The organism is Gallibacterium trehalosifermentans (genome assembly GCF_042433055.1).
Lineage (GTDB): Bacteria > Pseudomonadota > Gammaproteobacteria > Enterobacterales > Pasteurellaceae > Gallibacterium > Gallibacterium trehalosifermentans.
In genome coordinates, this window is the sequence record NZ_JBHLWB010000008.1 from 23,078 (window position 1) to 42,715 (window position 19,638).

The window sequence follows — 19,638 nt, forward strand, 5'->3', positions numbered from 1 at the left end:
AACGCAAACATGACAGCGAAAGTATCTTTAGATAAAGCAAAGATTAAATTTTTATTATTAGAAGGTGTGCATAATAGTGCATTAGAAGTTTTGCATAATGCAGGATATTCAAATATTGAGTATCACACAAAAGCCCTTGATGAAGAGGAATTAATTGAAGCAATTAAGGACGCACATTTTATTGGGATTCGCTCTCGTACATACCTTACCGACAAAGTATTACAACACGCTCAAAAGCTGATTGCGATTGGTTGTTTCTGTATTGGAACAAACCAAGTGGATCTAGAGGCTGCTAAACAGCGTGGTATTCCTGTATTTAATGCTCCATTTTCTAATACGCGATCAGTTGCAGAATTAGTTTTGGGTGAAATCTTATTATTAATGCGTAATGTACCGAAAGCGAATTTTGAGGTGCATCGTGGTTTATGGAATAAATCTGCGGAAAGTTCAAATGAGGCAAGAGGTAAGATTTTAGGGATTGTGGGGTATGGTCATATCGGGTCGCAACTAAGTGTGATTGCTGAATCACTTGGTATGAAAGTTTATTTTTACGATATTGAAAATAAACTACCATTAGGGAATGCCCAACAAGTAAGAACATTAGAAGAATTGTTAACCATGAGTGATGTGGTTTCTCTCCATGTTCCAGAAAATAATTCAACTAAGAACTTAATGAGTGCAGAGCGTATTGCCCAATTAAAACAAGGTGCTATTTTAATTAATGCTGCGCGTGGTACAGTGGTTGATATTGATGCATTAGCAAAAGCATTAGACGAGGGGAAAGTACGTGGTGCGGCGATTGATGTTTTCCCGAAAGAACCCGCGTCGATTAATGAAGTATTTGAATCACCATTACGTCGCTTTGAAAATGTGATTTTGACGCCACATATCGGTGGATCAACCGCAGAAGCACAAGAAAATATTGGTACAGAAGTCGCAAGCAAATTTGTGAAATATTCAGATAATGGTTCAACTGTAACTGCGGTAAACTTCCCAGAAGTGTCTTTGCCAAGCCATAGCTTAGCAAAAGCGAAACGTTTATTACATATTCACCAAAATCGTCCAGGTATCTTGAATAAGATCAACCAAATTTTTGTGGATAATGGGGTAAATATCGCTGCCCAGTATCTACAAACAGATGAAGCTATTGGTTATGTGGTGGTGGACGTAGAATCTGATAACACAGAAAGCCTACAACAAAAACTGAAACAAATTGATGGCACGATTAAAGCGCGCGTATTGTACTAATTACCGTTAAAGAGAAGTGCCTCAGTCAGATGTAGTGGCGAGGCACTTTTTCTTTCTCTGTTGTTTATCGTTTCTCATTTGGAAACTTATCGTTATCTAAAGCTCTCTTAATTTCCCATTTATTGATTGTTACAATCCTCAGTACAAAAATTAATAGAAGGATTGCCACTATGTTATATATCAGAAAATCAGCAGAACGCGGACATGCAAATCATGGCTGGTTAGATTCTTATCATACATTTTCATTTGCAGGTTATTATGATCCACGTTTTATGGGGTTCTCGCATTTGCGTGTAATTAATGAAGATTGGATTATGCCTAGTAAAGGGTTTGGTACGCACCCTCATCGTAATATGGAAATTTTAACTTATGTCCTTGAGGGAACGGTTGCTCATAAAGATAGTATGGGGAATATAGAGGAGTTGAAAGCAGGCGAGTGTCAGATTATGTCAGCAGGCAGCGGCATTACACACTCAGAGTTTAATCCTAGTGAAACAGAAGTGTTACATCTCTATCAAATTTGGATTGAACCAAATGAGATGAATATTACGCCTCGTTATGCGCAAAAAGCATTTGCAGAAGCTGAGGGGGCAACATTGATTCTTTCGCCTACAGCAGAAGCTAATTCTTTTAAAGTGTATCAAGATATGAAGCTATGGCGCTATCAATTTAACCAAACTAAGCAGATAAGCATTCCACTTGAGGAAAAAAGACATTATTGGCTACAAGTGATTAAAGGTTCTGCCAAAATGAATGAGCAATATGTACAAGCTGGTGATGCGATTGCGGTAACAGAGGAATCTCTATTAGCGATTGAAATTGAAGAGAATGTCGAGTTTTTGTTGTTTGATTTAACTTAACTTATGAAAGAAAGTCCACAATAAAGACATAAAAAGTACTTGCTATTTTATTTGTGTTATATAAAATACACGAGCTTTTTAAGCCATTTGATGTAATCATTTATCAAATGATGACAATGTGAGTTTTAGAATAAGTTGTCATAAGAAAATGTTTCCGATTTGGAAACTAAAATAGGTTAGTCGCACTTCTTTCCATTAAGTATTGGAATCTGAGGTGTGAATTTTTTTATTAATCATTTTTGAATGGAGCTCTGGTCTCATGCAGAACCAAAGAATCCGTATCCGCTTAAAAGCCTTTGATCATCGTTTAATTGATCAATCTACAGCGGAAATCGTAGAAACGGCAAAACGTACAGGTGCTCAAGTTCGTGGTCCAATTCCACTACCAACCCGTAAAGAACGTTTCACAGTATTGATTTCTCCACACGTAAATAAAGATGCGCGTGATCAATATGAAATCCGTACTCACAAACGTTTGGTTGATATCGTTGAGCCTACTGAAAAAACTGTTGACGCTTTAATGCGTTTAGATCTGGCTGCCGGTGTTGATGTGCAGATCAGCCTAGGTTAATTTAAGAGGTTATTACAATGATTGGTTTAATCGGTCGTAAAGTTGGTATGACGCGTATCTTCAATGAAGATGGTGTGTCTATTCCAGTTACCGTAATCGAAATCGAAGCCAACCGCGTTACTCAAGTGAAAACCCTTGAAACAGATGGCTACTGTGCAGTTCAAGTTACCACTGGCTCAAAAAAAGCAAGTCGTGTAACTAAACCTGAAGCAGGTCATTTCGTTAAAGCAGGTGTTGAAGCTGGTCGCGGTTTATGGGAATTCCGTGTGGCTGAAGGTGAAGAATTCACTTTAGGTCAAGAAATTAATGTTGATATCTTCGCAGACGTGAAGAAAGTTGATGTTACTGGTACTTCAAAAGGTAAAGGCTTTGCAGGTACTGTAAAACGTTGGAACTTCCGTACTCAAGATGCTACACATGGTAACTCTTTGTCTCACCGTGTTCCTGGTTCTATTGGTCAAAACCAAACACCAGGTCGTGTGTTCAAAGGTAAAAAAATGTCTGGCCATTTAGGGAATGAACGTGTAACCGTTCAATCTTTAGAAGTGGTTCGTGTTGATGCTGAACGTAAATTACTATTAGTTAAAGGTGCTGTCCCAGGCGCAACTGGTGGTGATTTAATTGTTAAACCAGCAGTGAAAGCATAAGTCTAGGAGATAGGAATGGAATTAGTAACTAAAGATGCACAAAGTGCATTAACTGTTTCTGAAACTACCTTCGGACGTGAGTTTAACGAAGCGTTGGTTCACCAAGTTGTTGTTGCTTATGCAGCAGGTGCTCGCCAAGGTTCTCGTGCCCAAAAAACTCGTGCTGAAGTGTCTGGTTCAGGTAAAAAACCATGGCGTCAAAAAGGAACTGGTCGTGCTCGTTCAGGTGATATTAAATCACCAATTTGGCGTTCTGGTGGCGTAACTTTTGCAGCTAAACCACAAGATCACAGCCAAAAAGTGAACAAAAAAATGTATCGTGGTGCAATCAAGAGCATTCTTTCTGAATTAGTTCGCCAAGATCGTCTCGTTGTTGTTGAGAAGTTCGAAGTTGAAGCACCTAAGACAAAAGTTTTAGTTCAAAAATTAAAACAAATGGCACTTGATGATGTTCTTATCATCACTGCAAATGTAGATGAAAATCTATATTTAGCAGCACGTAATTTATATAAAGTAGATGTACGTGATGTTCAAGGTATCGATCCAGTTAGCTTAATTGCTTTTGATAAAGTAGTTATGACTGTGGACGCAGTGAAGCAAGTTGAGGAGATGTTAGCATGAGTCAAGAACGTTTGCTAAAAGTGCTTAAAGCACCGCATATCTCTGAGAAAGCAACAAATAATACTGAGAAGTCAAACACTATCGTTTTCAAAGTTGCATTAGATGCAAACAAAGCAGAGATTGCACAAGCAGTATCTGAATTATTTGAAGTGAAAGTGGATTCTGTTCGTACTGTGGTTGTTAAAGGTAAAACTAAACGTCATGGTGCAAGAATGGGACGTCGCAGTGACTGGAAAAAAGCTTATGTAACACTTGCTGAAGGTCAAACTTTAGACCTTGCAGAAAGTGCAGAGTAATCAGAGGAGATAATCAATGGCTATCGTTAAATGTAAGCCGACCTCCGCTGGTCGTCGTCACGTTGTAAAAGTTGTCAATCCTGAATTATATAAGGGTAAACCTTATGCGCCACTTTTAGATAAAAAAGCTAAAACTGGTGGTCGTAACAATTTAGGTCGTATTACTACTCGCCATATCGGTGGTGGTCATAAACAACATTACCGTTTAGTAGATTTCAAACGTAACAAGTTAGATATCCCAGCGGTTGTAGAGCGTTTAGAATATGATCCAAATCGTTCTGCGAATATTGCATTAGTATTATATAAAGACGGTGAGCGTCGTTATATTTTGGCACCAAAAGGATTATCTGTTGGAGATCAAATCCAAGCTGGTGTAAATGCACCAATTAAAGTTGGTAATTCATTACCAATGCGTAGTATTCCAGTGGGTACAACTGTACACAATGTGGAATTAAAACCAGGTAAAGGCGGTCAAATCGCACGTTCTGCGGGCGCATATGTTCAAATTATCGCGCGTGAAGGAAACTATGTGACCTTACGTCTTCGTTCTGGTGAAATGCGTAAAGTATTAGCTGAGTGCCAAGCAACTGTAGGTGAAGTTGGTAACTCTGAGCATATGTTACGCGTATTAGGTAAAGCGGGTGCTAGCCGTTGGAGAGGTATTCGTCCAACTGTTCGTGGTACCGCAATGAACCCAGTAGATCACCCACACGGTGGTGGTGAGGGTCGTAACTTTGGTAAACACCCTGTTACTCCATGGGGCGTACAAACTAAAGGTAAGAAAACTCGCCATAACAAACGTACTGATAAATATATCGTACGCCGTCGTGGTAAATAATTTTAATTAAATAAAGAGGATAAGCCATGCCACGTTCTCTCAAGAAGGGTCCTTTCCTTGACCTACACTTGTTGAAGAAGGTAGAGAAAGCGGTGGAAAGCGGGGATAAAAAACCAATTAAAACTTGGTCCCGTCGTTCAATGATCATTCCTAGTATGATCGGATTGACCATCGCAGTCCATAATGGTCGTCAGCACGTTCCTGTTTATGTTACTGATGAAATGATTGGTCATAAATTAGGTGAGTTTGCACCGACTCGTACTTACCGCGGTCATGCCGCAGATAAGAAAGCTAAGAAGTAAGGGGTAGATGATGGAAACTATTGCAAAACATCGTTTCGCACGCACCTCAGCACAAAAAGCTCGCTTAGTTGCGGATTTAATTCGCGGTAAAAAAGTAGCACAAGCATTAGAAATTCTTACTTACACTAACAAAAAAGCTGCGGCTTTAGTGAAGAAAGTGCTTGAATCAGCTATCGCTAATGCGGAGCATAATGATGGTGCAGATATCGATGATCTTAAAGTCGCGAAAATCTTCGTAGATGAAGGTCCTAGCATGAAGCGTGTGATGCCACGTGCAAAAGGTCGCGCAGATCGTATTTTAAAACGTACTAGCCACATCACTGTGGTTGTGTCAGATCGTTAATCAGTAGGAGAATAGCAATGGGTCAAAAAGTTCATCCACATGGTATTCGCCTAGGTATTGTTAAACCTTGGTCATCTACTTGGTATGCGAATACACAAGATTTCGCCGATAACTTAGACGGCGACTTTAAAGTACGTCAATTCTTAAACAAAGAATTAGCGAATGCTTCTGTTTCACGTATCACGATTGAACGTCCAGCAAAAAGTATTCGTGTAACTATTCATACAGCTCGCCCTGGTATCGTTATCGGTAAAAAAGGTGAGGATGTTGAAAAATTACGTAACGCAGTTGCAGCTATCGCAGGTGTTCCAGCGCAAATTAACATTGCGGAAGTGAAAAAACCTGAATTAGATGCAAAATTAGTTGCAGAGAGCATTGCCTCTCAATTAGAACGTCGTGTAATGTTCCGCCGTGCAATGAAACGTGCAGTTCAAAATGCAATGCGTTTAGGTGCAAAAGGTATTAAAGTTGAAGTTAGCGGTCGTTTAGGCGGTGCAGAAATTGCTCGTTCTGAATGGTATCGTGAGGGTCGTGTACCATTGCATACTTTACGTGCGGATATCGATTACAATACTGCTGAAGCTAATACTACTTATGGCGTCATTGGCGTTAAAGTATGGATCTTCAAAGGTGAGATTCTTGGTGGAATGGCTGCAGTTATGCAATCAGAACAACAACAACCTGCGGATAAGCCGAAAAAAGCTCCGCGTAAAGGTCGTAAGTAAGGAGATTCGCTAAATGTTGCAACCAAAACGTACTAAATTCCGTAAAGTCCACAAAGGTCGTAACCGTGGTATTGCGGCAGGTACTGATGTAAGTTTCGGTACCTTTGGTTTAAAAGCAGTTGGTCGTGGTCGTTTAACCGCGCGTCAAATTGAGGCGGCTCGTCGTGCAATGACACGTGCAATTAAACGTCAAGGTAAAATCTGGATCCGTGTGTTCCCAGATAAACCAATTACTGAAAAACCATTAGAAGTCCGTATGGGTAAAGGTAAAGGTAACGTTGAGTACTGGGTAGCCTTAATCCAACCGGGTAAAGTTCTATATGAAATGGATGGTGTGTCTGAAGAGATCGCAAGAGAAGCGTTTGCATTAGCAGCAGCTAAATTGCCTATTAAGACCACTTTCGTAACTAAGACGGTGATGTAATGAAAGCTCAAGAACTACGTACAAAAAGTGTTGAAGAGCTGAATGCTGAATTGGTTAACTTGTTAGGTGAGCAATTCAAGTTGCGTATGCAAGCAGCCACCGGTCAGCTTCAACAAACTCATCAGTTAAAACAAGTGCGTCGTCAAATTGCAGTTGTTAAGACTATTCTAACTGAGAAGGCGGGTGAGTAATGACTGATAAAATTCGTACAGTACAAGGTAAAGTAATTAGCGATAAGATGGATAAATCATTCACCATCGCTATTGAACGTATGGTTAAACACCCAATCTATGGTAAGTTTATCCGTCGTACAACAAAATTACATGTACATGATGAAAACAACGAAGCAAAAGTTGGTGATACTGTAGAGATTCGTGAATGTCGTCCAATCTCTAAAACAAAATCATGGACTTTAGTTCGTGTTGTTGAGAAAGCAGTAATCTAATTTATTGTTTAATCAACAAAGTAAAATGAATTAAGCCCTTAGCAGCAATGCTAAGGGCTTTTTTATCTCCAAATTCCTTCGCTATTACCTTCATTTTTTGATTATTTATTGAACGATTTTATAAGCAGTATACTGCTTATTGTTCTCTCTTTACAGAGAGAACAATCCTTCCTACAAATAAAAATTTTTTTATAAGAGTATTTACTATGTCAAATAATGTATTTATAGCAATTAAAGATAAGCTGCCTGCAGATGCAGCAATTTATGTTAAAGATAAATTAGATGCCTTAAGTCCTGAAAAGGCCTCTCAAGTTTCGATGCTATCGTTTAAAAATCCTATGACAGGGCTGATTTTAGGGCTTTTCTTAGGGACTTTAGGCGCAGATAGATTTTATAAAGGAGATATCTTATTAGGAATATTAAAACTGATTTCTTTAGGCGGATTGGGTATCTGGGCACTTATTGATCTCTTTTTAGTCTATAAAGGAATTAAAAAAGATAATTTGCAAAAAGTTCAAATGTTCCTATAGCAATAAAAATAAATGACAGCAAGATAATAATTTAACGAGGTTGGCAAATGCTATCACTTTATTTATCAGGATTAATTCCATCTGATACGTTGTTCCTACTAAAAGAAAAGTTAGCCAATTTAAACGCAAAGCAAAAAGAGCTTATTGAGTTAGCGAATTTTAAAAAAACAAATATAACCCTTGCGCTTTCATTGTCCCTTGGTTGTATTGGGGTTGATCGATATTACCTTGGGGATATTGTGCTTGGTGTAGTGAAATCAATCGGTTTTATTTTATTTGTTATTTTCTTAGGTTTAAGCGATGCAGAAGGAAGTTTTGGTCATGATAGTATTGATGCAATAGTAGGCTTATTTATTTTAGTGTATTTCCTATTTTGTTTTAGTGATATTTTCTTATGCCAAAAAAGAGCTAAAGAAATAAACTTACAAAAATTAAAAGAAATATTAATGTTAACTGAGATATAAGCTAATGAAAGTGCTCAATCATTTAGTGAATAATAAAAAATTCCAAAACTTTATTATTGCTGTCATTATTTTTAATGCTTTTATTTTAGGGCTTGATACTTATAATCTTGACCCTAAAATCCACAATGTTATTGAGATTTTAGATGAAATTTGTTTAGTAATTTATACTATTGAATTAATATTTAAAATAATCGCTTTTGGACGTCATTTTATTCGTTCAGGTTGGAATATCTTTGATTTCTTTGTTGTTGCAGTCTGTTTTATGCCAGCGGGTAGCGATTTTGCGGTTCTGCGTTTATTGCGCATTTTCCGTATCTTACGCCTCCTTTCTGCTTTCCCAAGTATGAGGTTGATTGTTTCTGCGTTACTTAATTCCCTTTCGGCTATGGTCAGTATTTGTTGTTTACTGATGATTTTCTTTTATATCTATGCTGTCCTTTGTGTTGGGCTTTTTGGCGAAGCCTTTCCGCAATTCTTTGGTACCTTAGGTGAGAGTTTATATTCATTGTTCCAAATTATGACACTTGAATCTTGGTCAATGGGAATCGCTCGTCCAGTCATTGCTGTATTCCCCTATGCTTGGATTATTTTTATTAGTTTTATTTTGATTATGAGTTTTATTGTATTAAATCTCGCGATTGGTGTGGTGGTGAATAGCATTGGGGAACTTTCCAAACAAAATAATCAAGAGGAAACGGTGGAAATCACACAGTTACACAAAGAAGTGATGGAGCTTAAACAGTTAATTAAAAACTTATCTACAAACAAGTTCGGTGAAAATTGATGTTTTATTTGTTGGTGTCAAGAAATAGCTTGTAAAACTATATCTTGATGCCGTAAATGTAATTAATTAGGAGATTAAAATGAATTTTAAAAAATTAACCTTAGCTTTCATGATGGTTGGGCTGGTAACGGCTTGTAGTCCCAAAACACCTGATTGTAATGATTCGGATGTAAAAAATTTAGTAATAGAGATTTTTAAAGAGAATATACTTGAATCTAGACTTTTTAGGGAAGATGAGCTTTGGTTATTTACAGAAAGAGATTATTCGATTACAGATGTTGTTATTAGACAGCATGATGAGAAGTTAGATTTCTATACATGTAGAGCTAAGCTTCAAGGGAGCTTTATTAAAGAAGATAAAATTGCAAATGAATCATATCGATCTCAAGCCAGCCAGCCGTTGGTAATTCCAATAACCTATACTATAGAGTCTGTGGATAGTGGAGAAAATTTCCAAGTTAATATTATTTCATTTGGGAAATAAATGTTGAATATTTTCAGTCCCAGTTAGTGGATATTTATTTGTTATATTCATTAAAAATAAATATTGCCGATGAAATGGATATGTATATCAAACAGCGCCAAGCAAATTTAACGGAAATCGAGAAAGAAACCAATAAATCTACGATTTAAACCTTTCCTAGAAGGCTATTCAGGCTACAACGGCGACGATATGGTCTACAAAGTAATTAATCTACACAACAAATCGGTGAGTTTATTTGCACCTTAATTTAGTAGGAAATATTTGTTTAGTTCCATTCCTTTATTTACTTACCACTGAGAGCCATTCTTTAGAATGGTTCAACTCTTCTTTTTTGACTGATTTTAGAAATCTGTTTACCTAATTTATTCAAGAGTGTGATCTTTCTCGCAAAATTGTACTTTATTGATAAAAAACTGAAGTTTTGAGACTTTCTTGCCTGATTTTTGGGGCTTTTTTCTTTTTTCGCTTTTTATACTGATAAGTCAGAGCAATAAAGATAAGGAGCAAGATTTATGCCAAGAATTAATGGAAGTCGAGTGATAGCAGCCAGTCCTTCTCACCCGATTTTATTCAAAATTCCAGCGTGTGGACAAGGTAAGTTATTATTTTCAATTAAGGACTTGCCGAAAGGCTTGAGCCTAGACAGTGAAAAGGGGGTTATTCAAGGTAAGATTTGTGAAAAGGGTGAATACGCTTTTACAGTAGTAGTGCAAGATGAGATTGGCGAGGCTCAACGAGAACTGCTAGCGATAATTGGACAAGGTTTATGTTTAACGCCTTTTATGGGCTGGAATAGTTGGTATTGCCATTCAGAGTTAATTTCAGAGCAACATTTAAGAAAGGTAGCGGAATATTTTGTTCAAACAGATTTAATTAACCATGGTTGGACGTATATCAATATAGATGATTGTTGGCAAGCTATTCGTCAAGGAGACAACCCAATTCAGCCAAATGAGCGATTTACGGATATACAACAGATGGTAACAGATATTCACGCTTTAGGGTTAAAAGTGGGGATTTATTCTACACCTTGGGTTTCTACTTATGCGGGGTTTAATGGCGGTTCGGTATTAAATGACCGTACTTTTGGTGTTTTACCGATGGATCAACGCCTGCAAATTGATCAGATTTATGGTCGCTGGCCTGGTTTGGAAAAACAAGGCGTTAACCGAATTGGTGATAAGTGGTTATTTGATATTGATGCAAAGCAGTGGGCTGAATGGGGAATTGATTTTGTTAAGGTAGATTGGTTGCCGAATGATGTCGCTACAACAAAACAGATTTATCAAGATTTACAACAAATAGATCGTGATGTTGTGATTAGCTTATCGAATAATGCTCCGCTTGAAAACGCGTGCGCATTAGGGCAGTACTGTCATGCAGTAAGGACGACAAGTGATATTCAGGCAGATTGGTCCTTAGTAAAACGTAATTTTGAGCTACAGTTAGCTTGGTTGCCTTATATGAAACCAGGTTATTGGCTTGATCCTGATATGTTATTAGTTGGAAATATTGCTAAACCGAATCAACAAAACACAGTATTTTTACCTTCCCCACTGACTCAAGCTGAGCAGCGTACACAAATGAGTTTTTGGTGTTTACTTTCGGCTCCACTACTTATTAGTTGTGATGTAACTCATTTAGATCAGTTTACTTTATCTTTGCTCACGAATGATGATGCGATAGATATTAATCAAGATTATCCAGCCAAAGCACCTGAGCGTATTTATCAGCAAGAGGGTATCGAAATATGGCGAAAACCATTACACAACAATGGAGTAGCAGTCGGCATTTTTAATTTATCAGACACGCAACAATCCTTAACGCTGGATCTCTCTACCTACTTTAACGCAGAACAGCATATCTTGAATGTTTGGCAGCAACAAATTCAATCGGTTAATGACAGATTACATCTTGATATTGCAGCTCATGATACCGTTTTGTTTAAAACGATAATATAAAAGGAGCATATTATGTATAAAAATGAAAATGTTGTTATTTCAACAAAAGAAAAAGTCGCATTTGGATTTGGTGATTTTGCTAGCAATTTAAGTTGGCAGACTACAATGTTGTTCCTTGCCTTTTATTTTACTGATATTTATGGGATTTCAGCTGCTGCTGTGGGAACAATATTTCTTGTTTCACGCTTTTTTGATGCGTTTACTGATCCTATTATTGGTTATCTTGCGGATAAAACGAAAACACGCTGGGGGCGTTATCGTCCATATATTTTATTTATGGCAGTTCCTTTTGGGATTTTATCTTACATTCCTTATTCAGCCCCTGAATTTGCGAATGAATATAAGGAAACTTTTGCGCTAATTTCTTATTTATTACTCGTGCTTGGTTTTACGATGATTAATATTCCATATAGTTCATTGGGCAATGTTATTACACGTAATAATGAGAGTCGTATTTCTATGCAAAGTTACAGATTTGCAATGACAGCTGCAGCAGGATTGATCGTATCTATAGGTGTTTCGCCATTGGCAGAGCTGATCGGTGGTATGGATAAAGTTGCTGGTTATAGAGGTGCCATGATTGTTATGGGAGGTATTGCAGCAATTTTCTTCTTATTATGTTTTTTGGGGGTGCGTGAAAGAATTAATATTGATAGCCATATAAAATTGAATTTTCGCAGCGCATTTCGTTCCATATTTCGTAATAAAGCGTTGCTATTACTTACTTTAACAATGTTGCTTTCCAATATGATGGGAGCAGTGAAGTTTGGTGGTACACTCTATTTTGTAAAATATCTATTGAATGCGGAGAATATGAGTGCCGTCTATTTAGGTGCGATGATGTTTGGCGGTGTTTGTGGTGGATTATTTGCTCAAAAAGCTAGTCATTATTTTAATAAATTACATTTATATGCTTTTTCAACATTAATGCAGGCAGTGGCTTGTGTGTCTATTTTTGTGGTAAATAGTCAATTATTTATTTTCAGTCAGTTTGCTTTTGGATTCTTCTTTTGGCTCATGTTAATTCCACAATTTAGCTTGATTTCAGATTATGTAGACGATTATGCGGAAAAAGAAAATGTACGCTATGACGGCTTTGCGATTGCAAGTTGTATTTTTGTGATGAAAACAGGTGGCGCGCTTGGCGGTGCAATTATGGGCTGGATATTAGGCATTGCAGGATATACGGGAACAGCTGAAAATAGTCAAAGCGCATTAAATGCGATCCAATATTTATATGGCTTATACCCAACAGTTTTACTATGCTTGTTAACATTAGTTATTTTATTTTTATTACCTAAGCCAATGATATTGAATAAATGACGAGTTGTGTCAGTTAAAAAGCTACTGTATTACATTAGATAGTGCAGTAGCTTTGATATTTTTTGGTGAGCAACCAAATGATTTTTTAAAAGCATAATAAAAGCTATTTTTCGATTGAAATCCAGAATGGTAAATAATGTCAGTAATAGCTAATTCTCCCTCTTTAATTAAGGCGAGAGCATAAGATAGACGTAAATTAATAATATATTGCTTAATACTGATCCCTAAAGTTTGAGTAAATAGCGTAGATAAGTAGTTTTTATTTGTTTTAGTGATGCTAGCTAATTCAGAGAGCGTTAAATTTCTATCAAATTGTTGGCTGATATATAAAAGGGTTGAAATAATATGTTTGAGAGATTTATTTGTAATATGGCTAGGTTTGCTTGGAGAATAAAGAAGAGAAAGCCGTTGTATAAACAGTTTAATTTCTTGTCGAGTAATCTCACATAAACGTATATTATCGCTTTGACTTTCACTCAACCACTCCATAAACTTAGCCCGCTTTAATGGTACATTTGGTGTGAGTTGCAACAATTTACCAGCAAGGATATGTTGTAACATTGACAGATTATCCCAAGCAAATAATTGATCAACTGGAAAATACAAAATTGCCAGCTCACAACAGTCTGTATGTACGACTTGATGAGGAATTAAGGCTAAAAATAGCCCAATTTCACCACAATGTAATACATAATTATGCCCATTAATATGATACTCAATCGAACCATCAAGTGGAATGTTAACTTCAATATGTGAATGCCAATGTGGGCTTGTCATACAGTTAGGCTGGCGTAGGTCAAGAATTAAAGTGTGATTATTAAGATAAAAATCTTTCCAATGACAATGTAAGTCAAGATGACTTTTTAACTCAGTTGGATTGACCTGTTGAGTTACGGTATCAATAATTGTCTTCATCATACATTATTCTCCGTAAAATATAGTTTAAATGTAACAAAGTCCGCTATATTTTGCTAACTATTTATGTAAGATAAATGAAAACCAGCAGATTGGTGAGTTTATTCGCATATTAGTTTAGTTTCTTATTGATAAGAAAAATAACAAAGAAAATTCATAACTATTCTTTCAAATAATAGTTATTCATGCTTTATTCCTCTGACCCATGATAAAATTAATGGGTTAATTTATTATTACTCCTAAATTATTCTTAAATTCCAAATAATCCCTTTAATCATATTTATTGTTTTTTTGTGCTTGATTTTAGTATCACTCTTATTTTTAACAAATAGTAGGAAATCAAGTTGCTTTTTATCTATGCGTTATGCTAGAATCCGCACCCTATCCGCCTATAGGGCGAGATAGAGGTAAATTTGTCCCGAAAGGGTTTTTTCAATTTTAGCGGAGTACTAACATGATCCAAGAACAGACTATGCTAGACGTTGCTGATAACTCAGGCGCTCGTAGCGTAATGTGTATCAAGGTTCTAGGTGGATCGCACCGTCGTTATGCTGCTGTTGGTGATATCATCAAAGTTACTGTGAAAGAAGCAATTCCTCGCGGTAAAGTGAAAAAAGGTGATGTACTTAAAGCAGTTGTTGTGCGCACCAAGAAGGGTGTTCGTCGCCCAGACGGGTCAGTTATTCGCTTCGATGGTAATGCTTGCGTTATTTTAAATAATAATAGTGAGCAACCAATCGGTACACGTATTTTCGGACCAGTAACTCGTGAACTTCGTTCTGAGAAGTTTATGAAGATTATTTCTTTGGCTCCAGAAGTACTGTAAGGAGAAGTGAGAAATGGCTACAAAAATCCGTCAAAATGATGAAGTGATTATGATCACTGGTAGCGTTGCCAAAGGTAAAGGTAAACGCGGAAAAGTAACAAAGGTATTACCTAACGGTAAAGTAATCGTTGAAGGTTTAAATTTAGTTGTTAAACACGAAAAACCAGTTCCTGCATTAGGAAAACAAGGTGGTATCGTGCGTAAAGAAGCACCGATTGATGTTTCTAACGTGGCAATTTTTAACCCGTCAACTAATAAAGCTGACCGAGTAGGTTTCAGATTTGAAGATGGCAAAAAAGTGCGTTTCTTTAAATCTACTGGTGAAACAATTAAGTAAAACTGGAGTAATGCGATGGCGAAACTGCATGATTACTACAGAGATCAAGTAGTAAACGAATTAAAAGCAAAATTCGGCTACAAATCTGTCATGCAAGTCCCACGAATCGAGAAGATAACCCTAAATATGGGTGTGGGTGAAGCATTGACCGACAAAAAATTGCTAGATAATGCAGTAGCAGATTTAGCAGCAATCAGCGGTCAAAAACCTTTAATCACTAAAGCTCGCAAATCTGTTGCAGGCTTTAAGATTCGTCAGGGATATCCGATCGGTTGTAAAGTAACCCTACGCGGTGAGCGTATGTGGGAATTCTTTGAACGATTAATTTCTATTGCTGTTCCACGTATTCGCGACTTCCGCGGTTTAAATGCGAAGTCTTTCGATGGTCGTGGTAACTACAGCATGGGTGTGCGCGAACAAATCATCTTCCCTGAAATCGATTATGATAAAGTGGATCGTGTACGTGGTTTAGATATTACTATCACCACGACAGCGAAAACAGATGAAGAAGGTCAAGCACTACTTGCTGCCTTTAACTTCCCATTCCGTAAATAAGGCAGGTTCTAATGGCAAAACAATCTATGAAAGCACGTGATGCAAAGCGTGTTGAGTTAGCTGAAAAATACTACGCAAAACGTCAAGAATTAAAAAGAATCATTTCTGATGTTAATTCTTCTGATGAAGACCGTTGGAATGCCGTGTTAAAGTTACAAACTTTACCACGTGATTCAAGCCCAAGTCGTCAACGTAACCGTTGCCGTCAAACAGGTCGTCCACACGGTGTATTGAGTAAATTTGGTTTAAGCCGTATTAAGGTTCGTGAAGCAGCAATGCGTGGAGAAATTCCAGGCCTTAGAAAAGCGAGTTGGTAATATACCACTTTATTTTGGAATCATGGGAGTAAAGACACATGAGCATGCAAGATCCAATAGCAGATATGTTGACCCGTATTCGTAACGGTCAAGCTGCGAACAAAGTCGCGATCAACATGCCTTCCTCCAAGCTAAAAGTGGCTATTGCCAACGTTCTAGCTGAAGAAGGTTATATTGAGAGCTTTAAAATTATTGAGGGTGCAAAACCTGAATTGGAAATTACCTTAAAATATTTCCAAGGAAAACCAGTTGTAGAAAGTATTCAACGTGTAAGCCGTCCAGGTCTTCGTATTTATAAACGTAAAGGCGAATTACCAAAAGTATTAGGCGGTTTAGGTATTGCTGTTGTTTCTACATCTAAAGGTGTGATGACTGACCGTGCTGCACGTCAAGCAGGATTGGGCGGTGAAATCATTTGTTATGTAGCTTAATAGTGAGGTAGGAAAATGTCTCGTGTCGCAAAAGCACCTGTTAATATTCCTGCCGGCGTAGAGGTAAAACTCGACGGACAGCTATTAACAGTAAAAGGTAAAAGTGGCGAGTTAACTCGCAATATTCATAAAGCAGTTGAAGTTACAGTTGATAACAACGCATTACATTTTGCTCCACGCTTAGAAATGGCTGGCGCAGATGCACAAGCTGGTACAGCACGTGCATTAGTAAATGCAATGGTTATTGGTGTTACTGAAGGCTTCACGAAAAAATTACAGTTGGTTGGTGTTGGTTATAGAGCACAAATCAAAGGTAATGTACTTGCGTTAAGTTTAGGTTATTCTCATCCTATTGAGCATACCTTACCAGCAGGTATTGTAGCGGAATGTCCTTCTCAAACTGAGATTATTCTGAAAGGCGCAGATAAGCAATTAATCGGGCAAGTTGCTGCAGATATTCGTGCTTACCGTCGCCCTGAACCTTATAAAGGTAAGGGAGTACGTTACGCTGATGAAGTGGTACGTACTAAAGAGGCTAAGAAGAAATAAGTAGGGTAACACTATGGATAAAAAATTGGCTCGTCTTCGTCGTGCGACCCGTGCACGTCGTATGATAAAAGAGCAAGGTGCAACACGTTTGGTAGTACACCGTACTCCACGTCATATTTATGCTCAAGTTATTGCACCTAACGGTTCAGAAGTGCTTGCTACAGCTTCTACTCTTGAGAAAGCGATCCGTGAGCAAGTGAAATATACTGGAAACAAAGAAGCTGCGGCAGTAGTTGGTAAATTAGTTGCTGAGCGCGCTTTAGAAAAAGGTATCAAAGATGTTGCCTTTGATCGTTCTGGTTTTAAATATCATGGTCGTGTGCAGTCGTTAGCAGACGCTGCTCGTGAAGCTGGTCTACAGTTCTAATAGAGGTAATTTGAGATGGCAAGCATCGAAAAACAAGCTGGTGAACTGCAAGAGAAGCTAATCGCGGTAAACCGTGTATCAAAAACAGTAAAAGGTGGTCGTATTATGAGCTTTACTGCGTTAACCGTAGTAGGTGATGGTAATGGCCGTGTTGGTTTTGGTTATGGTAAAGCACGTGAAGTTCCAGCAGCGATCCAAAAAGCGATGGAAAAAGCTCGTCGCAATATGGTGAATGTAGCGTTAAACGACGGTACATTACAACACCCAGTTAAAGGTTCTCACACTGGTTCGCGTGTATTTATGCAACCAGCAAGCGAAGGTACAGGTATCATCGCTGGTGGTGCAATGCGTGCAGTATTAGAAGTTGCAGGTGTTCGTAACGTATTATCAAAAGCGTACGGTTCAACAAACCCAATCAACGTAGTTCGTGCTACGATTGATGCGTTAGCTAATATGAAATCGCCAGAAATGGTAGCAGCTAAACGTGGTAAAACAGTTGATGAAATTTTGGGGTAATTGATCATGGCAAAAACTATTAAAGTAACTCAAACTCGTAGTTCAATTGGTCGTTTACCAAAGCATAAAGCTACTTTACGTGGTTTAGGTCTTCGTCATCTTAACCACACTGTTGAGTTGGTTGATACTGCAGCAGTTAGAGGTATGATCAATCAAGTATCATACATGGTTAAAGTGGAGGAGTAATAATGCGTTTAAATACTCTATCTCCGGCTGAAGGTTCTAAACACAGCGCGAAACGTCTTGGACGTGGTATCGGTTCTGGTTTAGGTAAAACTGGTGGTCGTGGTCATAAAGGTCAGAAAGCACGTACCGGCGGTGGTGTAAGACGTGGTTTTGAAGGTGGTCAAATGCCTTTATACCGTCGTTTACCTAAGTTTGGTTTTACTTCAATGAAAGCTGCAGTAACTGCAGAAGTTCGTTTAAGTGATTTAGCAAAAGTTTCTGGTAATGAGATTACATTAGAATCTCTAAAAGAAGTTAAAGTGATTTCTTCAGAAATCCAATTTGCAAAAATTATTCTTTCAGGTGAAGTGAAGTCAGGTATCGTGGTTCGTGGTTTACGCGTAACTAAAGGTGCAAAAGCAGCGATTGAAGCTGCTGGCGGTTCAATTATTGAGGAATAATTAACAGATGGCTAAACAACCGGGATATCAAAATAGAAGTACTCAGAGCGGTACAAGTGAATTAAAGCGCCGTTTATTGTTTGTTTTAGGTGCCCTTATTGTATTCCGCATCGGATCTTTCATCCCGGTTCCTGGCATTGATTCTGCTGTACTGGCGCAAGTCATTGAACAACAAAAAGGTACTATCGTAGATATGTTTAATATGTTCTCTGGTGGTGCCTTGAGTCGTGCGTCAGTATTTGCTTTAGGGATTATGCCGTATATTTCGGCATCGATCATTATTCAATTATTGACCTCTGTTTATCCTGCATTAGCCGAATTAAAGAAAGAGGGGGAAGCTGGCAGACGTAAGATTAGCAAATATACTCGTTATTCTACGTTAGCGCTTGCCACTATTCAGGCGATTGGTATTTCAACTGGATTACCAAATATGTTACCTGGGTTAGTACCGAATCTAGGATTTGGTTTCTACTTTACCGCCGTTATCAGTTTGGTAACAGGAACAATGTTCTTAATGTGGTTAGGTGAACAAATTACGGAAAGAGGTGTTGGAAACGGTATTTCTTTAATTATCTTTGCAGGGATCGTGGCAGGTTTACCAGCTGCGATTGCTCAAACTATTGAGCAGGCACGTCAAGGTCAGATGCATCTGTTAGTTCTCTTATTAATTGCTGTTGTTGTATTTGCAGTAACTTATTTTGTTGTATTTGTAGAGCGTGGACAAAGAAGATTAGTTGTTAACTATGCAAAACGCCAACAAGGTCGTCATATGTTAGCAGCACAAAGTTCGCATTTACCGCTTAAAGTTAATATGGCGGGGGTTATCCCAGCGATCTTTGCATCAAGTATTATCTTATTCCCTGCAACAATTACTCAATGGTTTGGTCAAGGACAAGGACTTGATTGGTTAAATGACTTATCTATGTTATTACACCCAGGTCAACCTTTATACTTGATTCTATATGCAGTAGCGATTATATTCTTTAGCTTCTTTTATTCAGCAATGCAATATAATCCTCGTGATACAGCGGATAATTTGAAAAAATCTGGTGCATTTCTGCCAGGAATTAGACCGGGGGAACAAACATCTCGTTACATTGATAAGATAATGACCCGTTTAGCATTAATTGGTGGTCTTTATGTTACTTTTGTATGTTTGGTTCCGTATATTATGACATCAGCATGGAACGTCCAATTCTACTTTGGTGGGACTTCATTACTGATTGTTGTAGTAGTAATTATGGATTTCATCGCTCAGGTTCAAAGTCATTTGATGTCAAGTCAATATGAATCGGTGTTGAAAAAAGCAAACCTTAAAGGGGTAAGACAATAA

The 19,638-nt window shown here is 37.8% G+C and carries 31 protein-coding genes; 30 read left to right on the forward strand and 1 reads right to left on the reverse strand.

Annotation, left to right across the window (positions count from 1 at the left end; all coding sequences use genetic code 11):
* The first annotated feature begins 9 nt into the window (after positions 1–9).
* From serA to ACFFHK_RS07265, 19 genes are all read left to right on the forward strand, one after another.
* Positions 10–1,248: a phosphoglycerate dehydrogenase gene (gene serA / locus ACFFHK_RS07175; protein ID WP_382370994.1), complete on the forward strand. Its 1,239-nt coding sequence runs from the start codon at positions 10–12 to the stop codon at positions 1,246–1,248.
* 170 nt (positions 1,249–1,418) lie between these two features.
* The gene (locus ACFFHK_RS07180) at positions 1,419–2,108 is read left to right on the forward strand and encodes a pirin family protein (protein ID WP_382370996.1); all 690 of its coding nucleotides are present in this window, start codon (positions 1,419–1,421) and stop codon (positions 2,106–2,108) included.
* Positions 2,109–2,367: 259 nt separating this feature from the next.
* Complete coding sequence (rpsJ, locus tag ACFFHK_RS07185; protein WP_001181005.1) at positions 2,368–2,679, forward strand: 30S ribosomal protein S10; 312 nt, start codon at positions 2,368–2,370, stop codon at positions 2,677–2,679.
* A 17-nt stretch (positions 2,680–2,696) separates the two neighbouring features.
* Positions 2,697–3,326, forward strand: coding sequence for a 50S ribosomal protein L3 (gene rplC / locus ACFFHK_RS07190; protein WP_065231803.1), 630 nt, complete (start codon positions 2,697–2,699; stop codon positions 3,324–3,326).
* A 15-nt stretch (positions 3,327–3,341) separates the two neighbouring features.
* Positions 3,342–3,947, forward strand: a complete 606-nt coding sequence (gene rplD, locus ACFFHK_RS07195; RefSeq protein WP_382371006.1) for a 50S ribosomal protein L4 — start codon at positions 3,342–3,344, stop codon at positions 3,945–3,947.
* Positions 3,944–4,243, forward strand: a complete 300-nt coding sequence (gene rplW, locus ACFFHK_RS07200; protein WP_382371008.1) for a 50S ribosomal protein L23 — start codon at positions 3,944–3,946, stop codon at positions 4,241–4,243. The genes rplD and rplW overlap by 4 nt, the downstream gene beginning before the upstream one ends.
* Positions 4,244–4,259: 16 nt before the next feature.
* Entirely contained in the window at positions 4,260–5,081 is an 822-nt protein-coding gene (gene rplB, locus ACFFHK_RS07205) for a 50S ribosomal protein L2 (protein WP_382371010.1), read from the forward strand.
* A 26-nt stretch (positions 5,082–5,107) separates the two neighbouring features.
* Complete coding sequence (gene rpsS / locus ACFFHK_RS07210; protein ID WP_013745959.1) at positions 5,108–5,383, forward strand: 30S ribosomal protein S19; 276 nt, start codon at positions 5,108–5,110, stop codon at positions 5,381–5,383.
* Positions 5,384–5,393: 10 nt separating this feature from the next.
* Positions 5,394–5,726 (forward strand): 50S ribosomal protein L22, encoded by a 333-nt coding sequence (gene rplV, locus ACFFHK_RS07215; protein WP_013745958.1) that lies wholly within the window; start codon positions 5,394–5,396, stop codon positions 5,724–5,726.
* A 17-nt stretch (positions 5,727–5,743) separates the two neighbouring features.
* Positions 5,744–6,451, forward strand: coding sequence for a 30S ribosomal protein S3 (gene rpsC, locus ACFFHK_RS07220; RefSeq protein ID WP_065231801.1), 708 nt, complete (start codon positions 5,744–5,746; stop codon positions 6,449–6,451).
* 13 nt (positions 6,452–6,464) lie between these two features.
* Positions 6,465–6,875: a 50S ribosomal protein L16 gene (gene rplP / locus ACFFHK_RS07225; protein WP_382371012.1), complete on the forward strand. Its 411-nt coding sequence runs from the start codon at positions 6,465–6,467 to the stop codon at positions 6,873–6,875.
* A complete protein-coding gene (rpmC, locus tag ACFFHK_RS07230; RefSeq protein ID WP_013745955.1) occupies positions 6,875–7,066 on the forward strand; it encodes a 50S ribosomal protein L29 in 192 nt (63 codons plus the stop codon). The genes rplP and rpmC overlap by 1 nt, the downstream gene beginning before the upstream one ends.
* Entirely contained in the window at positions 7,066–7,320 is a 255-nt protein-coding gene (gene rpsQ, locus ACFFHK_RS07235; protein ID WP_382371015.1) for a 30S ribosomal protein S17, read from the forward strand. The genes rpmC and rpsQ overlap by 1 nt, the downstream gene beginning before the upstream one ends.
* Before the next feature lie 206 nt (positions 7,321–7,526).
* On the forward strand, positions 7,527–7,850 hold the full coding sequence (locus ACFFHK_RS07240) for a TM2 domain-containing protein (RefSeq protein ID WP_382371017.1): 324 nt from the start codon (positions 7,527–7,529) through the stop codon (positions 7,848–7,850).
* 47 nt (positions 7,851–7,897) lie between these two features.
* Positions 7,898–8,314, forward strand: a complete 417-nt coding sequence (locus ACFFHK_RS07245) for an NINE protein (RefSeq protein ID WP_382371019.1) — start codon at positions 7,898–7,900, stop codon at positions 8,312–8,314.
* A gap of 4 nt (positions 8,315–8,318) precedes the next feature.
* Positions 8,319–9,098, forward strand: a complete 780-nt coding sequence (locus ACFFHK_RS07250) for an ion transporter (protein ID WP_382371021.1) — start codon at positions 8,319–8,321, stop codon at positions 9,096–9,098.
* A gap of 79 nt (positions 9,099–9,177) precedes the next feature.
* Entirely contained in the window at positions 9,178–9,582 is a 405-nt protein-coding gene (locus tag ACFFHK_RS07255; RefSeq protein ID WP_382371023.1) for a hypothetical protein, read from the forward strand.
* A gap of 512 nt (positions 9,583–10,094) precedes the next feature.
* Positions 10,095–11,543 (forward strand): putative Ig domain-containing protein, encoded by a 1,449-nt coding sequence (locus ACFFHK_RS07260; protein ID WP_382371025.1) that lies wholly within the window; start codon positions 10,095–10,097, stop codon positions 11,541–11,543.
* Positions 11,544–11,555: 12 nt separating this feature from the next.
* Complete coding sequence (locus tag ACFFHK_RS07265) at positions 11,556–12,866, forward strand: MFS transporter (protein WP_382371027.1); 1,311 nt, start codon at positions 11,556–11,558, stop codon at positions 12,864–12,866.
* A 21-nt stretch (positions 12,867–12,887) separates the two neighbouring features.
* Here ACFFHK_RS07265 and ACFFHK_RS07270 read toward each other — a convergent pair whose 3' ends face one another.
* Complete coding sequence (locus ACFFHK_RS07270; protein ID WP_382371029.1) at positions 12,888–13,784, reverse strand: helix-turn-helix domain-containing protein; 897 nt, start codon at positions 13,782–13,784, stop codon at positions 12,888–12,890.
* A gap of 451 nt (positions 13,785–14,235) precedes the next feature.
* Between ACFFHK_RS07270 and rplN the strand changes: the two genes are divergently transcribed.
* Genes rplN through secY form a run of 11 tightly spaced genes read left to right on the forward strand, consistent with a single transcriptional unit; the run spans position 14,236 to position 19,638 of the window.
* Positions 14,236–14,607 carry a 50S ribosomal protein L14 gene (gene rplN, locus ACFFHK_RS07275; RefSeq protein ID WP_013745953.1) on the forward strand — a complete coding sequence of 124 codons (372 nt, stop codon included), beginning with the start codon at positions 14,236–14,238 and terminating at the stop codon, positions 14,605–14,607.
* Positions 14,608–14,620: 13 nt separating this feature from the next.
* A complete protein-coding gene (gene rplX, locus ACFFHK_RS07280) occupies positions 14,621–14,944 on the forward strand; it encodes a 50S ribosomal protein L24 (RefSeq protein ID WP_382371031.1) in 324 nt (107 codons plus the stop codon).
* A 15-nt stretch (positions 14,945–14,959) separates the two neighbouring features.
* Entirely contained in the window at positions 14,960–15,499 is a 540-nt protein-coding gene (gene rplE / locus ACFFHK_RS07285) for a 50S ribosomal protein L5 (protein ID WP_382371033.1), read from the forward strand.
* A gap of 11 nt (positions 15,500–15,510) precedes the next feature.
* A complete protein-coding gene (gene rpsN, locus ACFFHK_RS07290) occupies positions 15,511–15,816 on the forward strand; it encodes a 30S ribosomal protein S14 (protein WP_382371035.1) in 306 nt (101 codons plus the stop codon).
* Between the two features lie 38 nt (positions 15,817–15,854).
* A complete protein-coding gene (gene rpsH, locus ACFFHK_RS07295) occupies positions 15,855–16,247 on the forward strand; it encodes a 30S ribosomal protein S8 (RefSeq protein ID WP_382371037.1) in 393 nt (130 codons plus the stop codon).
* Between the two features lie 15 nt (positions 16,248–16,262).
* Positions 16,263–16,796: a 50S ribosomal protein L6 gene (gene rplF, locus ACFFHK_RS07300; RefSeq protein ID WP_382371039.1), complete on the forward strand. Its 534-nt coding sequence runs from the start codon at positions 16,263–16,265 to the stop codon at positions 16,794–16,796.
* Positions 16,797–16,809: 13 nt separating this feature from the next.
* Positions 16,810–17,163, forward strand: coding sequence for a 50S ribosomal protein L18 (rplR, locus tag ACFFHK_RS07305; protein WP_382371041.1), 354 nt, complete (start codon positions 16,810–16,812; stop codon positions 17,161–17,163).
* 15 nt (positions 17,164–17,178) lie between these two features.
* Entirely contained in the window at positions 17,179–17,679 is a 501-nt protein-coding gene (gene rpsE, locus ACFFHK_RS07310; protein WP_382371043.1) for a 30S ribosomal protein S5, read from the forward strand.
* A 6-nt stretch (positions 17,680–17,685) separates the two neighbouring features.
* A complete protein-coding gene (gene rpmD, locus ACFFHK_RS07315; protein WP_013745945.1) occupies positions 17,686–17,865 on the forward strand; it encodes a 50S ribosomal protein L30 in 180 nt (59 codons plus the stop codon).
* A 2-nt stretch (positions 17,866–17,867) separates the two neighbouring features.
* Positions 17,868–18,305, forward strand: coding sequence for a 50S ribosomal protein L15 (gene rplO / locus ACFFHK_RS07320; protein WP_382371045.1), 438 nt, complete (start codon positions 17,868–17,870; stop codon positions 18,303–18,305).
* A 7-nt stretch (positions 18,306–18,312) separates the two neighbouring features.
* The gene (gene secY, locus ACFFHK_RS07325; RefSeq protein ID WP_382371047.1) at positions 18,313–19,638 is read left to right on the forward strand and encodes a preprotein translocase subunit SecY; all 1,326 of its coding nucleotides are present in this window, start codon (positions 18,313–18,315) and stop codon (positions 19,636–19,638) included.

What these genes read in the sequence shown, in the direction of transcription:
- ACFFHK_RS07240 (WP_382371017.1), top strand. Translation starts at nt 7,527, where the DNA reads ATGTCAAATAATGTATTTATAGCAATTAAAGATAAGCTGCCTGCAGAT.
- ACFFHK_RS07250 (WP_382371021.1), top strand. Translation starts at nt 8,319, where the DNA reads ATGAAAGTGCTCAATCATTTAGTGAATAATAAAAAATTCCAAAACTTT.
- rplD (WP_382371006.1), top strand. Translation starts at nt 3,342, where the DNA reads ATGGAATTAGTAACTAAAGATGCACAAAGTGCATTAACTGTTTCTGAA.
- ACFFHK_RS07245 (WP_382371019.1), top strand. Translation starts at nt 7,898, where the DNA reads ATGCTATCACTTTATTTATCAGGATTAATTCCATCTGATACGTTGTTC.
- rplE (WP_382371033.1), top strand. Translation starts at nt 14,960, where the DNA reads ATGGCGAAACTGCATGATTACTACAGAGATCAAGTAGTAAACGAATTA.
- rplB (WP_382371010.1), top strand. Translation starts at nt 4,260, where the DNA reads ATGGCTATCGTTAAATGTAAGCCGACCTCCGCTGGTCGTCGTCACGTT.
- rplW (WP_382371008.1), top strand. Translation starts at nt 3,944, where the DNA reads ATGAGTCAAGAACGTTTGCTAAAAGTGCTTAAAGCACCGCATATCTCT.
- ACFFHK_RS07180 (WP_382370996.1), top strand. Translation starts at nt 1,419, where the DNA reads ATGTTATATATCAGAAAATCAGCAGAACGCGGACATGCAAATCATGGC.
- rpsH (WP_382371037.1), top strand. Translation starts at nt 15,855, where the DNA reads ATGAGCATGCAAGATCCAATAGCAGATATGTTGACCCGTATTCGTAAC.
- ACFFHK_RS07265 (WP_382371027.1), top strand. Translation starts at nt 11,556, where the DNA reads ATGTATAAAAATGAAAATGTTGTTATTTCAACAAAAGAAAAAGTCGCA.
- rpsS (WP_013745959.1), top strand. Translation starts at nt 5,108, where the DNA reads ATGCCACGTTCTCTCAAGAAGGGTCCTTTCCTTGACCTACACTTGTTG.
- rpsJ (WP_001181005.1), top strand. Translation starts at nt 2,368, where the DNA reads ATGCAGAACCAAAGAATCCGTATCCGCTTAAAAGCCTTTGATCATCGT.
- rpsN (WP_382371035.1), top strand. Translation starts at nt 15,511, where the DNA reads ATGGCAAAACAATCTATGAAAGCACGTGATGCAAAGCGTGTTGAGTTA.
- rplP (WP_382371012.1), top strand. Translation starts at nt 6,465, where the DNA reads ATGTTGCAACCAAAACGTACTAAATTCCGTAAAGTCCACAAAGGTCGT.
- rpsE (WP_382371043.1), top strand. Translation starts at nt 17,179, where the DNA reads ATGGCAAGCATCGAAAAACAAGCTGGTGAACTGCAAGAGAAGCTAATC.
- rplV (WP_013745958.1), top strand. Translation starts at nt 5,394, where the DNA reads ATGGAAACTATTGCAAAACATCGTTTCGCACGCACCTCAGCACAAAAA.
- ACFFHK_RS07260 (WP_382371025.1), top strand. Translation starts at nt 10,095, where the DNA reads ATGCCAAGAATTAATGGAAGTCGAGTGATAGCAGCCAGTCCTTCTCAC.
- secY (WP_382371047.1), top strand. Translation starts at nt 18,313, where the DNA reads ATGGCTAAACAACCGGGATATCAAAATAGAAGTACTCAGAGCGGTACA.
- rplR (WP_382371041.1), top strand. Translation starts at nt 16,810, where the DNA reads ATGGATAAAAAATTGGCTCGTCTTCGTCGTGCGACCCGTGCACGTCGT.
- ACFFHK_RS07255 (WP_382371023.1), top strand. Translation starts at nt 9,178, where the DNA reads ATGAATTTTAAAAAATTAACCTTAGCTTTCATGATGGTTGGGCTGGTA.
- rpmC (WP_013745955.1), top strand. Translation starts at nt 6,875, where the DNA reads ATGAAAGCTCAAGAACTACGTACAAAAAGTGTTGAAGAGCTGAATGCT.
- rplF (WP_382371039.1), top strand. Translation starts at nt 16,263, where the DNA reads ATGTCTCGTGTCGCAAAAGCACCTGTTAATATTCCTGCCGGCGTAGAG.
- rplN (WP_013745953.1), top strand. Translation starts at nt 14,236, where the DNA reads ATGATCCAAGAACAGACTATGCTAGACGTTGCTGATAACTCAGGCGCT.
- serA (WP_382370994.1), top strand. Translation starts at nt 10, where the DNA reads ATGACAGCGAAAGTATCTTTAGATAAAGCAAAGATTAAATTTTTATTA.
- rplX (WP_382371031.1), top strand. Translation starts at nt 14,621, where the DNA reads ATGGCTACAAAAATCCGTCAAAATGATGAAGTGATTATGATCACTGGT.
- rpmD (WP_013745945.1), top strand. Translation starts at nt 17,686, where the DNA reads ATGGCAAAAACTATTAAAGTAACTCAAACTCGTAGTTCAATTGGTCGT.
- ACFFHK_RS07270 (WP_382371029.1), bottom strand. Translation starts at nt 13,784, where the DNA reads ATGATGAAGACAATTATTGATACCGTAACTCAACAGGTCAATCCAACT.
- rplC (WP_065231803.1), top strand. Translation starts at nt 2,697, where the DNA reads ATGATTGGTTTAATCGGTCGTAAAGTTGGTATGACGCGTATCTTCAAT.
- rpsQ (WP_382371015.1), top strand. Translation starts at nt 7,066, where the DNA reads ATGACTGATAAAATTCGTACAGTACAAGGTAAAGTAATTAGCGATAAG.
- rplO (WP_382371045.1), top strand. Translation starts at nt 17,868, where the DNA reads ATGCGTTTAAATACTCTATCTCCGGCTGAAGGTTCTAAACACAGCGCG.
- rpsC (WP_065231801.1), top strand. Translation starts at nt 5,744, where the DNA reads ATGGGTCAAAAAGTTCATCCACATGGTATTCGCCTAGGTATTGTTAAA.